Genomic DNA, 13,858 nt, shown 5'->3' on the forward strand with positions numbered 1-13,858 from the left:
TGATCGGCCGACCCCGGAAAATTCCCGACACAAGAGCGCATTTGCCCAATTATTGAGCTTGCGGCCTGACAGATCAAAAAATAGTATCCCTCAAATCCTGGGGGTATAATCCCGATTGCCAACGCCGCTTTTCACAGAAGGACATTGCTCATGAAGGTCAGACGTTTTGCCCGAATCCTGTCTCTTGCGCTGCTTGCCGCCGTCGGCAGCACCGCTGCGGCCCATGCGCAATCGAAGACGCTGACCATCTCCTGGTGGGGCTATAACGGCGAGAAGATGAATGCGAACATCATTACGCCGTTCAAGAAGATCTGCGGCTGCGAGATCGTGTTCGAGACCGGCAACAATGCCGACCGGCTCAACAAGCTGAAACTGCGCGATGGCAAGGGCGTCGATGTCATCTATCTCACCGACAGCTTCTCGCAGCTCGGCATTGAACAGGGATTGTTCCAGGAGATCGATCCGTCGAAGATCCCCAACCTTGCTGACATTTACGAGCTGGGCAAGGCGCCTCAGGGCAAATACGGCCCCGCCTACACGATCGGTCGCGTCGGCATCGTCTATGATTCCGCCAAGGTCAACCCGCCGATCACTGCTTGGGGCGACCTGTGGCGCGAGGATCTTAAAAGCTCCGTCTCCCTGCCCGGCATTACCACCACGGCCGGCCCGCTGGTCGTTCTGGAAGCCGGCAAACATGGCGGCGCCGATGCCTACGAAGACACCGACAAGGCCTTCTCGGAAATCGAGGCACTCAAGCCCAATGTCGTCAAGAACTACAACACCGGCTCGGAGCTGGTGAACCTGATATCAACAGGCGAGGTGCGTGTTGCGCTGGCCCAGGACTTTACCCTGGCATCGATGCAGGCGGCTGTTCCGACGATGACATGGGCCAAGCTCAAGGACGGCGATATCGCCACGCTGAACACCGTGAACATCCCGAAGGGTTCGGAAAATGTCGAACTCGCCCATCAGTTCATCAACTTCATCCTGTCCAAAGAAGTCCAGCAGGCTGAAGCCGAACAAGGCGTCGATGCGCCGATCTCGACCAAGGTCAGCCTGACGCCGGACCAGGCGAAGATCTGGACCTATGGCCCGGATATGGTGGCAGGCCTCACCCGCATCGACTATGCCAAGATGAACGCTGCCAAGGCCGACTGGATCGATCGCTGGAACGAAGTCTTCGGTCAGTAAGCTGCGCGATATCCCGGCCGATTCGCCGCCAGACATTGAAGCGCCGCACATCTGGACCCAAGATGCGGCGCTCTGAACATTCGGACATGCGACGAGTTTCGAGATGAAGCCTTTTGCCAGATGGGTGTTGACGATGCCGGCGACGATTGCCGTCGTTGTGCTTCTCATCGTTCCCGTGGCCATCACCATCGCTGCGACGTTTGCCGAACCGAAGGGCGTGTTTGCGCCCTATGTGACATTCTTCAGCAGCGGTTTTCGGCGGGCGGTTCTTTATCGGACGCTGGAGGTCGCCCTGGTCACGACGGCGATCTCCCTCACCGTGGGTTTCATCACCGCCTATGTGATCGCGCAGATGCCCGGTCGCGCAAAGAGCATCATGATCGTCGCGGCGGTTTTTCCGTTGCTGACCGGTGTTGTCGTTCGCTCCTTCGCATGGCTTATCATTCTCGGGAAGAACGGCATCCTGAACGCCATGCTAATCTCGACCGGCATTATCGGGGAGCCGCTTTCGATGCTCTACACCGAAGGCTCGGTGATCGTCGCCATGGTCTATCTCTTCGTTCCCCTGATGATCCTGACGCTGGTCGGGGTGCTTGAAGGCATCCCGCGCGATCTGATCGACGCCTCCGCCTCGCTCGGCGCGAAACCGCTGATGACATTCTTTCAGGTGATCCTGCCGCTCGCGACACCTGGCCTCATCGTCGGCGCGGTCCTGGTCTTCACCGGCAGCTTCACTTCCTATGCGACACCGCAACTGCTCGGCGGAGAAAAGCAGATGATGATGGGGACCTTCCTCTACCAGCGCGCCATGGTGACTTTCGATTGGGTCGGCGCATCGACGATTGCCGCCATCATGGTGGTGCTGACGCTCGGCGTCGTCCTCATCATGAGCCGCATCGCACGCCGGCTCAATCCGATGGCGGTGTGATGGACAGGCGCGTTCACCCGATCCTCGCCGCCTTTGCGGCCTGCGTTTTCTTCTTCCTGCTCGCACCGCTCGTCATCATCATCGGTGCGGCCGTCAGCGACACGACCTATCTGACCTTCCCGCCGCAGGGCCTGACATTGCGCTGGTTCGTCAATATCTTCGAAATCGAGGCCTTCCGCACGACCGCGATCACCAGCCTGCAGGTCGCCTTTCTCGGCACGGCGCTCTCCTTGCTGATCGGCGTCCCGGCCGCCTATGCGATCAACCGCTACCGGGTGGAATTGCCGCGCTGGCTTTCCACCATTTTCGTGCTGCCGATCCTGGTGCCGGAGATCGTCTTCGGATTTTCGCTGATGAAATCGGTGACGATTGGCCTCGGGCTGCCGATCTTCATCAGCCTGCTGGTCGGTCACGCCCTGCTGATCCTGCCTTATTCGGTGCGTGTCGTCGGCGCCAGCCTGGCGGCCTTTGATTTTTCCGTCGAAGAGGCGGCGATCAGCCTCGGCTGCCCGCCATTGAAGACCTTCCTGACCGTGGTCCTGCCGAATATCCGCGCCGGGGTCATTGCCGCCTTCATCCTCGCCTTCATCACTTCGATCAACGACGTGTCGGTTTCGGTCTTCCTAACCGGGCCTGGCATCTCGACGCTGCCGATCCAGATCCTTGCGCATATGGAACAGTTCTTCGATCCGACGATCGCATCGGTCTCGGTGCTGCTGATGTTCGTGACAGTCGGCGTCATGGCCGTCGTCGAGGCCACGCTCGGCCTCACCTTCCTGACAAAGTAGAACGCTCTTGACCGTATCCCTCACCATCGATTCCATCTCCGCCCATTACGGCAGCACGCAGGTGCTCAAGGACCTGTCGATCTCAGTCATGGCCGGGGAGCTGGTCTCCCTGCTCGGTTCCAGCGGCTGCGGAAAGACGACGACATTGCGCCTCGTAGCCGGTTTTCTGCAGCCAAGCAGCGGCAGCATCAAGCTCGGCGAGCGCAACCTGACCGGCCTTCCCGCGCATGCGCGCGACATCGGCCTAGTCTTTCAGAACTACGCGCTTTTTCCTCATCTGAGCGTGCAGGACAATGTTGCCTTCGGCCTGAGGCAGCGTCGCATTCCCCAGCCGGAACGGGCGAAAAGAACGATGGCCATGCTGGACCGCGTCGGCCTTTCGGCCTTCGCCGACCGCCTGCCGTCGGCCCTGTCAGGCGGCCAGAAACAGCGCGTGGCTCTCGCCCGGGCGCTGGTCATCGAGCCGCCGCTTCTGATGTTCGACGAGCCGCTTTCCAATCTGGATGCAAAGCTCAGGATCGACATGCGCGTCGAAATCAGACAGCTCCAGCGCGCCAACGGCACGACCTCGCTTTACGTCACCCACGACCAGGAAGAGGCATTCTCGATCTCCGACAGGGTGGCGATCATGAATGCCGGGCGCATCATGCAGCTCGACGCGCCGGAGGTGCTGTATCGCCAGCCGGCCAACGCTTTCGTCGCCCGCTTCGTCGGATTCGAGAACCTGATCCGCATGAAGGTGACCGCGCGCAACGGCGCGCTTGTGACCACCGAAACAACGGGTGGAGCGCGGCTGCAGCTGTCCCAGGAAACATTCGGACCGATCAAGAACGACTTCGTCCTGGCCTGCCGTGCAGACGGTCTTGCCGTCAGCCGTGACGGTGATGGCATCGCGGCCGTGCTCGGCACGCGCACCTATCTCGGCCGGGCCTATCAGTACAAATGCACGACCGCCGCGGGAGAGATCACCGCCAATGGGGCGCTGTCTGATCCACTGGAAACAGGGGCGTCCGCCGTGCTGACGCCTGTAGCAGAGCAATGCTGCATTCTCGATCCGGAAGATTGAAACGCTGAGGAGAGACGATGACTAGTGCCATGGACCAAGATATCGATGCCGTTCTTGCCTATGTGGACCAAAGCCTCGATGGCAGCCTGGCGCGGCTTTTCGAGCTGATCCGCATTCCGAGCGTCTCGACCGACCCCGCCTATCGCGATCACTGCCGCGCCGCCGCAGAATGGCTGAGCCGGGACCTGGCTGCCATCGGCTTCGAAGCATCGGTGCGCAAAACGACCGGCCATCCGATGGTCGTCGCCCATGAAAAGGCGGCGTCCGGACCGCATCTGCTGTTTTACGGCCATTACGATGTCCAGCCGGTCGATCCGCTGGCGCTGTGGACGAGCGATCCGTTCGAGCCGCGCATGGAAGCCTTGCCGAACGGCGATACCGCGATCGTCGCCCGCGGCGCGTCCGACGACAAGGGGCAGTTGATGACCTTCGTCGAAGCCTGCCGCGCCTGGAAGAGCGTCACCGGGAAACTGCCGGTGCAGGTGAGCGTGCTGCTCGAAGGCGAGGAAGAGGCCGGCAGCCCGAGCCTCGCACCCTTTCTGGATGCCACGGCGGACGAGTTGAAGGCCGATGCGGTTTTCGTCTGCGACACGGATATGTGGGATCGCGAAACGCCTGCGGTCACGACGATGCTGCGCGGTATCTTCAGTACGGAAATCGAGGTCACCTGCGCCGATCAAGACCTGCATTCCGGCATGTTCGGAAATGCCGCGCGCAATCCGCTGCAAGTACTGTCAGACGTTGTTTCGAGCCTGCGGCGAGCCGATGGCGGCGTCGCGGTCGAGGGTTTTTATGATGGCGTGAAAGAGCTCCCCGACGCCATCAAGGCGCTGTGGAAAAGACTGCCCTTCGACGAGGAGGCCTTTCTCGGTGATATTGGCCTCAGAGATCCGGCCGGCGAGGCAGGCCGTTCCGTCCTCGAACAGATCTGGGCGCGGCCGAGCTGCGAGATCAATGGCATGAGCGGCGGCTATACCGGCGAAGGCTTCAAGACGGTCATTCCGGCGAAGGCAAGCGCCAAGATTTCGTTTCGCCTGGTGGAAGGACAGGATCCCCAGACGATCCGCGATGCCTTCCAGCGGCACGTGCGCGCACATATCCCCAGGGATTGTTCGGTGAGCTTCAGGGATTACGGGCTTTCGCCGGCAACCGTGATGCCGATTGACAGTCCGTTTCTCACCAGAACGCTTCAGGTGCTTTCGACGGAATGGCAATGCGAAGCGGCGCTTGCCGGCACCGGAGGCTCGATCCCCATCATCGGCGAATTCAAACGCCGACTCGGATGCGATGCCCTCCTGGTCGGCTTCGCCCGCTTCGACAACCGCGTCCACAGCCCGAACGAAAAATACGATCTCTCCAGCTTTCATAAAGGCATACGATCCTGGGTCCGCATCCTGGCGGCCCTCGCCAACTGACGCTGTAGCACTTTGAATTGCTGCATAATTTATCCTTCAATCGATTCCGATTTAAGGAATTATGCCGTAGGCTATGGCGCGGCCAGCCCACCCTGCTGATCCAGCAGGCCGAGAATAACGGACAATCCCACATCACCATCGACACCGAGGCAGCAGAGACCACCGATGACGATAACCGCTCCCCGCGACTTCCTGAAAAGCCTGTTCGACGCGGCGGTTCGCGCCGCCGATCCGCTGACCGGCATCAAGGCGCATCTGCCTGAAAGGCCGAAGGGAAGGACCGTGGTGATCGGCGCCGGCAAGGGCGCGGCGCAGATGGCGCGGGCGCTCGAAAGCGTCTGGGACGGAGCGCTCGAGGGCCTAGTGGTCACCCGCTATGGCTATGGCTGCGAAACACGCGGCATCGAGATTATCGAGGCCGCTCATCCGGTTCCGGATGCGGCTGGGCTTACCGCCGCAAAGCGGCTGATGGAGACGGTGAACGGGCTGACGGAAGACGATCTGGTGATCGCGCTGATCTGCGGCGGCGGCTCGGCGCTGCTGCCCGCCCCACCGGAGGGGCTGACCCTGGAAGACGAGATCGCGCTCAACAAAATGCTGCTTGCCTCGGGCGCGCCGATCTCGGCGATGAATGTCCTGCGCAAGCATCTCTCCACCATCAAGGGCGGAAGACTTGCGGCAGCGACCAAAGCGAGGGTCGTCAGTCTGATCGTCTCCGACATTCCCGGCGACAACCCGGCCCATGTCGCCTCCGGGCCGACAGTGGCTGATGGTTCGACGCGACACGATGCGCTCGAGATTGTCAGGCAATACGGATTGCAGCTGCCGCAGGCCGCGCTCGATCATCTGAACTCGCCGAAGGCCGACGCGCCGCGCCCGGACGATCCGGTCTTCTTAATGCACGCGCATCACATCATCGCCTCCGCCGGCGTCTCGCTGGAGGCGGCGGCCGGTCTGGCAAAATCGCAGGGGATCGAGCCGGCCATTCTTTCGGATGCGATCGAGGGGGAATCGCGCGACGTGGCGCTGGTGCATGCGGCCATCGCCCGCGAAGTGTCGGGCCGGAACAGGCCGTTTCCGAAGCCGGTCGTCATCCTTTCCGGCGGCGAGACGACGGTGACGCTGCGCGCCAAGGGCGGCAAGGGCGGACGCAACGGCGAATTCGCGCTCGCCATGGCGCTGGCGATCGACGGACAGGAGGGCATTCATGTCCTGGCGGCCGACACCGACGGGATCGACGGTTCGGAGGATAATGCCGGCGCCTTTGCTGATGGCGGCACGGCAAGGCGCCTTCGCGCCGCCGGGCTCGATCCGCGCCGGCTGCTCGACGGTAATGACAGCTATTCAGGCTTTGCGGCCACCAGTGATCTCTTCGAAACCGGCCCGACCGGAACCAATGTCAATGATTTCAGGGCCATCCTAATCAGTTAGGAAGCGGCGGAGATGGCGGATCAGGTCTTGATCCGCCCCTGCCCGACCAGCCAGTCGACCGATTCCTGCACCGCCTGCAGGGAAGTGTATCTCGGGGTGTATCCCAGCAGACGTTTGGCTTTGGCGATCGAGCAATTCGGGCTGCGGGCTATATGTTCCCAGGTCGCCTTCGCATCTTCGGCCGTCTGACTTTCGGCCCAGGCGTCGAATGGGGCGAAGCTGAGCTTCGGCTCGTGCCCGAACCAGCGAGACATGGATTCGGCATAACCGCGAAGGGTCAATGCCTGCTCAGAGACCGCGTGGAAACTTTCGCCGATCGAGGCATTCCGGTTGGCAATCGCGCCCATGAACATCGCCGCCACATCATCGGCATGGACGTGATGAACGGTCTCCAAGCCGAAATGGGGCAGCGCCAGGGTCTCTCCGCGGGCAAGGGTTGAAAAGACCTGCAGGTTGAAATTGCCGGCCGGATTGAGCGGCGTCCAGCCGGGACCGACAATGTGCCCGGGATGGATGATGGTTGCCGGAAATCCGCGAAGCCTTGCCTGCTGCAGCAGATAGGTTTCGATATCAGCCTTCTGCGTCCCATAGTCGCCGAAGGGAAATTTCGGCGTCTCCTCCAGCGTGGGTACGACCGTAGAATGGCCATGCGTCCAGATCGTGCCGGTATGCAGGAAGTGACCGACATGCCCCGACAGCGCCGTCACCAGGTGCTCGGCACTTTCCAGCGTGAAGCAGATCATGTCGATGACGATATCGGCTTTCACTCCACGCACGGCCGGGCCGAACTCACCCGTCCGCTCCATTGCTGCCCGGTCCATCTGACGCTGATCGACGGAAGCCCAGGCGTGGTTTGCCGTATAGGGCTTCGCCGTGCCGCGGCTGATCGTGACGACGTCGTGACCTGCCTCCACCAGACGGGGAACGAGATAGGTTCCGACATGGCCCGTTGCCCCAATTACCAAAACCCGCATCATCGTTCCTCCCTTTGCATTTCCGTGTCGAATATGCTGCGCTTAGGTGATCCCGCAAGCAGACTTTTCTTGATCACGTCGGCTCAACCAGGCTCGCTATCGATTCTTGAAAACAAGACAGGTGCCGCCATGCTTGCGGATCTGGTTGCAAAGGTCGTTGGCTTCCAAGCGTGTCTGCCGGCCGATGCGGGCAGCATAACGCGGGCGAAAACCGAAGCTGCGATCGCGCTGACGCAGGATCAGCGGCTGCTCGGCATTCAAGGGTGCCGGCAGATCCTGCACGGCATCGAGAAACATGCGCCGGGCCACCGTGACATTCGCATTCGCCGCAAGCTGGACGCCCCAAGGCGCCCATTCACCCTCTTGACGCCAGGGCGTGTCCTTCAACGTCCGTCTTTCCGCGAGCGCCACGCAGGCATCGAGGAAGGACTTGTCCTTGTCGAGCGGGGCGGCCGCATCTTCCGGCGGATTATCCTTCCATTCCTCGATCGTATGCGCGGTGATTGCCAGGACGTAGCCGCGTGTCTCGTAAGGTAATCTCCCTGACGCAAGGTAAGAGGAAAGTCCGTTTTCGCCGGCATTGTAGGCGGCGGCGGCAAGGCCGAGATTGCCGAAACGATTGCGCAATTCGTCGAGATATTGCGCCGATTTCCGCAGGGCTTCCAACACCTGGTAGCTGTCTTCAAGACCGCGCAGTTTCGCCGTTCCGGGCATGAATTGCGCAATCCCCTGCGCTCCCTTGAAGCTGACCGCATCGGGGCGAAAGGTGCTTTCCCGCCAGATGAGACGGGCGAAATAATCCGGCGGCAATTGATTGGCGCTGGCGAAATGCTCGATCGCGACGCAAAGGTCGCGGTTGAAACTATCTTTCCGGATGCAGAGCGTCTCACCCGAACCCGACGCCGAAGGACCTGAGTAGAGACATGCCGGCGCCCCAGTGCTTCCTTCCGGCTGGGCCATCATAGTGTCCGCTGGGGAAAACAGAAGACAGAGCGAAAGCATGGCCTTGGCCGATCTCTTCCCAATGTCGGACTGACGTTTTCGGCGTGTCATCGGATCTCATGAGGTTTGAACTTCCATCACGACGCTGGATTCTAGATATCATCGATCGAGGCACGACGCTTCCCCCATTTCCATATCTGCACCTGAGTTGCTGGCACGGACTGGTCACAGGTTTCTAATTTCGCCATCGATTTTGGAACAAACATATTCGACCTGCCATGGTCGTCGCGTCATCCTGTTTACCAGAAATCGAGCAAACGAGGATGCGCAGATGATTGATCTCCACTACTGGCCGACGCCGAACGGCAAGAAGGTTTCGATCTTCCTGGAGGAAACCGGCACTCCCTATCGGCTGGTGCCGGTCAATATCGGGCGGGGCGACCAATTCAAACCTGATTATCTCAAACTCAACCCCAATCACCGCATGCCTGCCATAGTCGATCACGAGCCTGCCGATGGCGGCAGTCCGTTGAGCGTGTTCGAATCCGGCGCGATCCTCTTCTACCTCGCCGAGAAGACCGGCAAATTCTGGCCGCAGGATCTGCGCGGCAAATACGAGGTCACGCAATGGGTGATCTGGCAGATGGCGAACCAGGGGCCGAAGCTCGGCGAAGCCGGTCACTTCCGTCGCCTTGGCGATCGCGAAGGAGATCAGTCCTATGCGGTGCGGCGCTTCACCGACGAAGCCAACCGCCTCTACGGCGTTCTCAACATGCGGCTTCGCGACCGGCGTTATCTCGCCGGCGACGAATTCACCATCGCCGACATCGTCAGCTATCCCTGGACCGTCAACTGGCAGGCCCAGGGTCAGGACATCAACGAATTCACGCATTTCAAACGATGGTTCGAGGAGGTCGGCGCACGGCCCGGCGTTCAGCGCGGCCTTGCGGTCGGGGCCGATCTTAGCACCGACAACAGCAAGCTCTCCGAAGAGGAACAGGCACGCATCCGCAAGATCCTCTACAACCAGCGCGCCCTTCCCGTTCCGGATTGAGCCCAAGCAATTGCAGCAAAAGGGCGTAGCGGTTTTGCGTCCGAAATTGCCCAACAACAAGGCGCAACGGAGCGAGATTCTTCCAGAATGCCTGCACAAAAAAGCCGCCGGGCCATATGGCCGCGGCGGTCTGGAGAATGGTTTGAAAGCAGCAATCAGGCCGTCGGCTGCTTGGTCTTCCTGAGATAGGGCAGAACCGTATCGAAGGAGCCGAAACGCGTGATCGCGTCTTCGTTGGAAACCGCGGCGGTGATGATGACATCCTCGCCCTGGTTCCAGTTCGCCGGTGTCGCCACCTGGTGCTTAGCCGTCAGCTGGATGGAGTCGATGGCACGCAGGATCTCGTTGAAGTTGCGGCCCGTCGTCATCGGATAGGTCAGGATCAGTTTAATCTTCTTATCGGGACCGATGATGAAGACCGAACGCACCGTCGCATTGTCGGCAGGCGTACGACCTTCCGAGCTCTCGCCGGCGCCGGCCGGCAGCATGTCGTAGAGCTTGGCGACCTTGAGGTCCTTGTCACCGATCAGCGGATATTCAACGTCGAAACCGGTGGCGGTCTTGATGTCGTTCTTCCACTTGGCATGGCTTTCGACCGGATCGACGGAGATGCCGATGATCTTGGCGCCACGCTTGGTAAACTCCCCTGCGAGGCCGGCCATGGCGCCGAGCTCGGTCGTGCAAACCGGCGTGAAATTCTTCGGATGCGAGAACAGGACGGCCCAGCCGCTGCCGATCCACTCATGGAAGCTGATCGGTCCCTGGGTGGTGTCGGCGGTAAAATCGGGGGCAATATCGTTGATACGTAAGCTCATGGTCGGCCCTCCAAAGCCTTGTGTTCAATGTTGTTTATCTCAAATCGAGGCCATGGGATCCGTCCGCCGGAAGCGGTCGCGAGATTGCGGTCAACAGGATCGCACCGGCCGAAGGTAAAAACTTCCCATTCCAGGATTTTAAGTAAGTCATATACCACGATCGCCGAAGGCATGCTCTTTCGATTTCCGGCCTGCTCCGGCATTATTTTTCCGGTAAGTGCGCGCGATGAAGAGACCGATGGTTTTTCCGTCGGTCCCGTCAAAAGCTGCAGGATAACCGCCCTGCCCCTCACTCAGGCTGCCTGGACCGACTTGATCCTGTCGATGCCGCCGACAACAGGTGCGAAATCGTCCCACACACCCTGGGCGCCTTTCTGCCATTCGTCGAAGGCTTCCGGCTTCAAGAGCTTTCCGCCGTTGGCAAGTGCAGTCTCGACGGATTTGGATTCGTCGTCGACGATCAACTGGTTGAAATAGGCAGCCCCTTCGCTGGAAGCCTGCTGGAACACCGCCTTCTGCTCGTCGTTGAGGCCGGCCCAGAAGGTCGAGGCATAATAGACGACGCCGGATGCCCAGATGTGGCCAGTCTCGGTCATATCGGGCACGACCTCATAGAGCTTGAAGCCGGCATAGGCCGATTTGGTCAGATCCATCGCGTCGGCGACGCCGGTTGCGAGCGCATTATAGGTCTCGGTGATCGGAATGCCGATCGGCGTGGTGCCGAATGCGCTCCAGAGCTTGGTATGCAGCGGGCTCTGGATGACACGGATGCGCTTGCCCTTTAGCTGCTCGGGCCGCGTCACCGGTTCCTTGGTAAGGAGATGGCGGGCGCCGTAATTGATGAAATCGCCGACGACGAAATTCTGCGCCTGCAGTTTTTGCTTGAGGTCGGCGCCGACATCGCCGGCGACGGTCCTGCGAACATGGTCGGCATCGCGGAAAAGGAAGGGCAGATCGAGGATCTGCAGTTCCGGCGCCCAGCCGGAGAGCGACGAGACCGTCGACAGGCTGGCCTGGATGGAGCCGAGGCGCACGCCTTCGGCCACTTCCTTCTCGCCGCCGAGCGCACCGTTTCTGACGATATTGAACTTGAACTGGCCGGGAAGCTTCGCTTCGACCAGTTCGCCGATCTTCACCCAGATCTTCGTTTCCGGCTTGTCGTCGCCGAGCAGCGAAGCGATGGTGATCGTCGTCGTGCGGGCGGCGGCGGTGTGGACGAAGGCGGGCGCCGCCAGCGCCGCACCAGTGAGCGCTGCGGTCTTCAGGAAATTGCGGCGGTTGAAATTGTCCATGGGGTTGTCCTGTTTACGAGAAGATGATGGCCCAGGCGCAGAGGATTGCGAGCGAGACCAGGAGAGCGAGCAGATAGGGAACGACCGCCCGAAAGAGCTCTGAGGCTGGAATGCGCGTAACGCCGCTGACAACGAAGATCAGCATGCCGAGCGGCGGCGTCAGTCCGTGGATCATCAGGTTGACGACGATGATCACCCCGAACTGAATGGGATCGATGCCGGCGGCGACCGCTGCCGGCAGCAGGATCGGGCCGAAGAGCAGGATCGCGGCGCCGATATCGAGAACGAGGCCGACGACCAGCAGGATGACGTTCGACAGCAGGATGACCGCAAGCGCGCTGCCGCCGAGCACCGTCGTCAGATGCGAGATCAGCCCCGACACGTCGTCGACCGCCAGCAAAAAGGCAAAGGGGCCGGCCGTGCCGATGAGAAGGCCGATCGCCGCCGCTTCGACTGCTGCCTGGCGAAAAGCGGCATAGAGCGAGAGAATGCCGAGGCGCGCACCGATGCCGAGCAACAGCGTGTAGAAAGCAGCAAGAGCGGCGGCTTCCGTGGTCGTGACGATGCCGATGCGGATGCCGACGACGACGATGATGCCGAGCCCGAAAGCCGGGATCGCCTGGACCGCCGATTGCCAACGCTGTTTCGCATTTGCGCGCGGCATCGGCACCTGTTCGCTGACCGTCAGATGGATGGCGACCGCCAGGCATATGGCCATCAGGCTACCGGCGAAGAAGCCCCCGACGAGCAGCGAGCCGACGGAAAGATTGGTCGCCGTCGCAAGGATGAGAAATGCGATCGAAGGCGGGATGACATTGTCGAGAACCGATGTCGAGGCGATGATTGCCGCCGCCTGCGCTGGCCGATAGCCGTGTTTGACCAGCTCGGGCTGGAAGGTCGATGCGCCGAAAGCGGCATTTGCGACCGACGAGCCGGAGGCGCCGGAAAAGAGAACGCTGGTCAACAGCGTCGTCTGCGCCAGCCCCGCCCGGCGATGACCGACCATGGCGGCAGCGAAGCGCACGAGCTGGTTGGCGACGCCGGAGGCCGTCAACAGGCCGCCGGCGAGCAGGAAGAAGGGAATGGCGAGCAACAGGAATTTCGAGACGCCGGTGACGGTGGCGGAAACGATCGCCGGCTCAGGCAGGCTGCTGCCGAAGGCGATGACGACATAGGCTGCGGCAAGAAAGGCGTGTGGCAGCGGCGCGGCAAGCACGAGGCCGACCGCGGCGATCAGTCCGAGAAAAACGCTCGGCGGCCAGTCGAGATCGAGCGAGACATGCGGGATGCCGGCATAGAGCGCGACACCGACGGCAAGCGAGATCAAGACCGGCAGGATCTTGCCTTCGGCGATGCGCTGCAGAAGCAGCACGATGAGGATCAGCGCGCCGCCGGCGCCGAGGAAGCCGAAGCGGATCCATTCCGGAACGCCGAGCGTCGGGGAGACGCCGCCAAGCATCGTCATGATCTCGCTGCCACCGACGCTCAGGATCAGCGCCGAAAGCACGGTGAAGACATCCGCGCCGATCCGCGTGACCTTCTGCAGGCCTTCCGGCAGCATTTTGACGAAGACGTCGAGGCGCATGGCAAGCGCGCTGTTGAGGCTGAGCGGCGCGCCGAGCGCGATCAGACCCACATGCAGCCAGATACCGAGATCCTCGGCGCCGATGAAGCCGGCGCTAAAGAAATAACGCAGGCAAACTGTGACGAGCACCATCAAGAGCAGCACGGCAAGAACGAGTGCCGCGGCAATGCCGAGAACCGCTTCGATCGCCTTCAAGGCGCGCGCAACAAGTCCATCATCCAGAGCGGTCCGTTCGATCGAATGAAATTCGCTGGTGACCACAAAACGTACCTTCTGACTTCCCTGCTGACATCGAACCGCGGCAGCTTCTTTTCGCCGAAACGATAGGTTTCCTCAAGCAGCGGATGCTGGAAAAGATGAAAGTATCGACAGCGCCG

The 13,858-nt window shown here is 61.1% G+C and carries 12 protein-coding genes; 7 read left to right on the top strand and 5 right to left on the bottom strand.

The genetic code is table 11. The features are described from left to right. Positions 1–150: 150 nt before the first annotated feature. From G9X64_RS06310 to G9X64_RS06335, 6 genes are all read left to right on the top strand, one after another. Entirely contained in the window at positions 151–1,191 is a 1,041-nt protein-coding gene (locus G9X64_RS06310) for an ABC transporter substrate-binding protein (protein WP_168310195.1), read from the top strand. A 103-nt stretch (positions 1,192–1,294) separates the two neighbouring features. Beyond that, positions 1,295–2,119, top strand: coding sequence for an ABC transporter permease (locus tag G9X64_RS06315; RefSeq protein WP_168310194.1), 825 nt, complete (start codon positions 1,295–1,297; stop codon positions 2,117–2,119). After that, positions 2,116–2,907, top strand: coding sequence for an ABC transporter permease (locus G9X64_RS06320; protein ID WP_017964016.1), 792 nt, complete (start codon positions 2,116–2,118; stop codon positions 2,905–2,907). The genes G9X64_RS06315 and G9X64_RS06320 overlap by 4 nt, the downstream gene beginning before the upstream one ends. Before the next feature lie 7 nt (positions 2,908–2,914). After that, positions 2,915–3,973 (top strand): ABC transporter ATP-binding protein, encoded by a 1,059-nt coding sequence (locus G9X64_RS06325; RefSeq protein WP_168310193.1) that lies wholly within the window; start codon positions 2,915–2,917, stop codon positions 3,971–3,973. A 17-nt stretch (positions 3,974–3,990) separates the two neighbouring features. Then, complete coding sequence (locus tag G9X64_RS06330; RefSeq protein WP_171376199.1) at positions 3,991–5,388, top strand: dipeptidase; 1,398 nt, start codon at positions 3,991–3,993, stop codon at positions 5,386–5,388. A gap of 165 nt (positions 5,389–5,553) precedes the next feature. Further along, entirely contained in the window at positions 5,554–6,819 is a 1,266-nt protein-coding gene (locus G9X64_RS06335; RefSeq protein WP_168310191.1) for a glycerate kinase type-2 family protein, read from the top strand. Positions 6,820–6,839: 20 nt separating this feature from the next. On the opposite strand, the gene G9X64_RS06340 is transcribed toward G9X64_RS06335, so the two are convergent. Together G9X64_RS06340 and G9X64_RS06345 are read right to left on the bottom strand one after the other, a co-directional pair. Continuing rightward, positions 6,840–7,796 carry an NAD-dependent epimerase/dehydratase family protein gene (locus tag G9X64_RS06340; RefSeq protein ID WP_171376200.1) on the bottom strand — a complete coding sequence of 319 codons (957 nt, stop codon included), beginning with the start codon at positions 7,794–7,796 and terminating at the stop codon, positions 6,840–6,842. Positions 7,797–7,889: 93 nt separating this feature from the next. Next, a complete protein-coding gene (locus G9X64_RS06345; protein ID WP_168310190.1) occupies positions 7,890–8,846 on the bottom strand; it encodes a lytic transglycosylase domain-containing protein in 957 nt (318 codons plus the stop codon). A 220-nt stretch (positions 8,847–9,066) separates the two neighbouring features. Between G9X64_RS06345 and G9X64_RS06350 the strand changes: the two genes are divergently transcribed. Then, positions 9,067–9,789 carry a glutathione binding-like protein gene (locus tag G9X64_RS06350; protein ID WP_168310189.1) on the top strand — a complete coding sequence of 241 codons (723 nt, stop codon included), beginning with the start codon at positions 9,067–9,069 and terminating at the stop codon, positions 9,787–9,789. Between the two features lie 155 nt (positions 9,790–9,944). Here G9X64_RS06350 and G9X64_RS06355 read toward each other — a convergent pair whose 3' ends face one another. From G9X64_RS06355 to G9X64_RS06365, 3 genes are all read right to left on the bottom strand, one after another. Next, positions 9,945–10,604, bottom strand: a complete 660-nt coding sequence (locus G9X64_RS06355) for a peroxiredoxin (RefSeq protein WP_138329881.1) — start codon at positions 10,602–10,604, stop codon at positions 9,945–9,947. A 293-nt stretch (positions 10,605–10,897) separates the two neighbouring features. Further along, complete coding sequence (locus G9X64_RS06360) at positions 10,898–11,896, bottom strand: TRAP transporter substrate-binding protein (protein ID WP_171376201.1); 999 nt, start codon at positions 11,894–11,896, stop codon at positions 10,898–10,900. A 13-nt stretch (positions 11,897–11,909) separates the two neighbouring features. Next, entirely contained in the window at positions 11,910–13,742 is a 1,833-nt protein-coding gene (locus tag G9X64_RS06365; protein WP_168310187.1) for a TRAP transporter large permease, read from the bottom strand. Between the last annotated feature and the right edge of the window lie 116 nt (positions 13,743–13,858).

Origin of the sequence: Rhizobium sophorae (genome assembly GCF_013087515.1) — a bacterium.
GTDB lineage: Bacteria > Pseudomonadota > Alphaproteobacteria > Rhizobiales > Rhizobiaceae > Rhizobium > Rhizobium sophorae.

Coding starts and splice junctions, on each gene's coding strand:
- G9X64_RS06360 (WP_171376201.1), bottom strand. CDS start 11,896: ATGGACAATTTCAACCGCCGCAATTTCCTGAAGACCGCAGCGCTCACT.
- G9X64_RS06315 (WP_168310194.1), top strand. CDS start 1,295: ATGAAGCCTTTTGCCAGATGGGTGTTGACGATGCCGGCGACGATTGCC.
- G9X64_RS06310 (WP_168310195.1), top strand. CDS start 151: ATGAAGGTCAGACGTTTTGCCCGAATCCTGTCTCTTGCGCTGCTTGCC.
- G9X64_RS06335 (WP_168310191.1), top strand. CDS start 5,554: ATGACGATAACCGCTCCCCGCGACTTCCTGAAAAGCCTGTTCGACGCG.
- G9X64_RS06330 (WP_171376199.1), top strand. CDS start 3,991: ATGACTAGTGCCATGGACCAAGATATCGATGCCGTTCTTGCCTATGTG.
- G9X64_RS06350 (WP_168310189.1), top strand. CDS start 9,067: ATGATTGATCTCCACTACTGGCCGACGCCGAACGGCAAGAAGGTTTCG.
- G9X64_RS06340 (WP_171376200.1), bottom strand. CDS start 7,796: ATGATGCGGGTTTTGGTAATTGGGGCAACGGGCCATGTCGGAACCTAT.
- G9X64_RS06355 (WP_138329881.1), bottom strand. CDS start 10,604: ATGAGCTTACGTATCAACGATATTGCCCCCGATTTTACCGCCGACACC.
- G9X64_RS06345 (WP_168310190.1), bottom strand. CDS start 8,846: ATGACACGCCGAAAACGTCAGTCCGACATTGGGAAGAGATCGGCCAAG.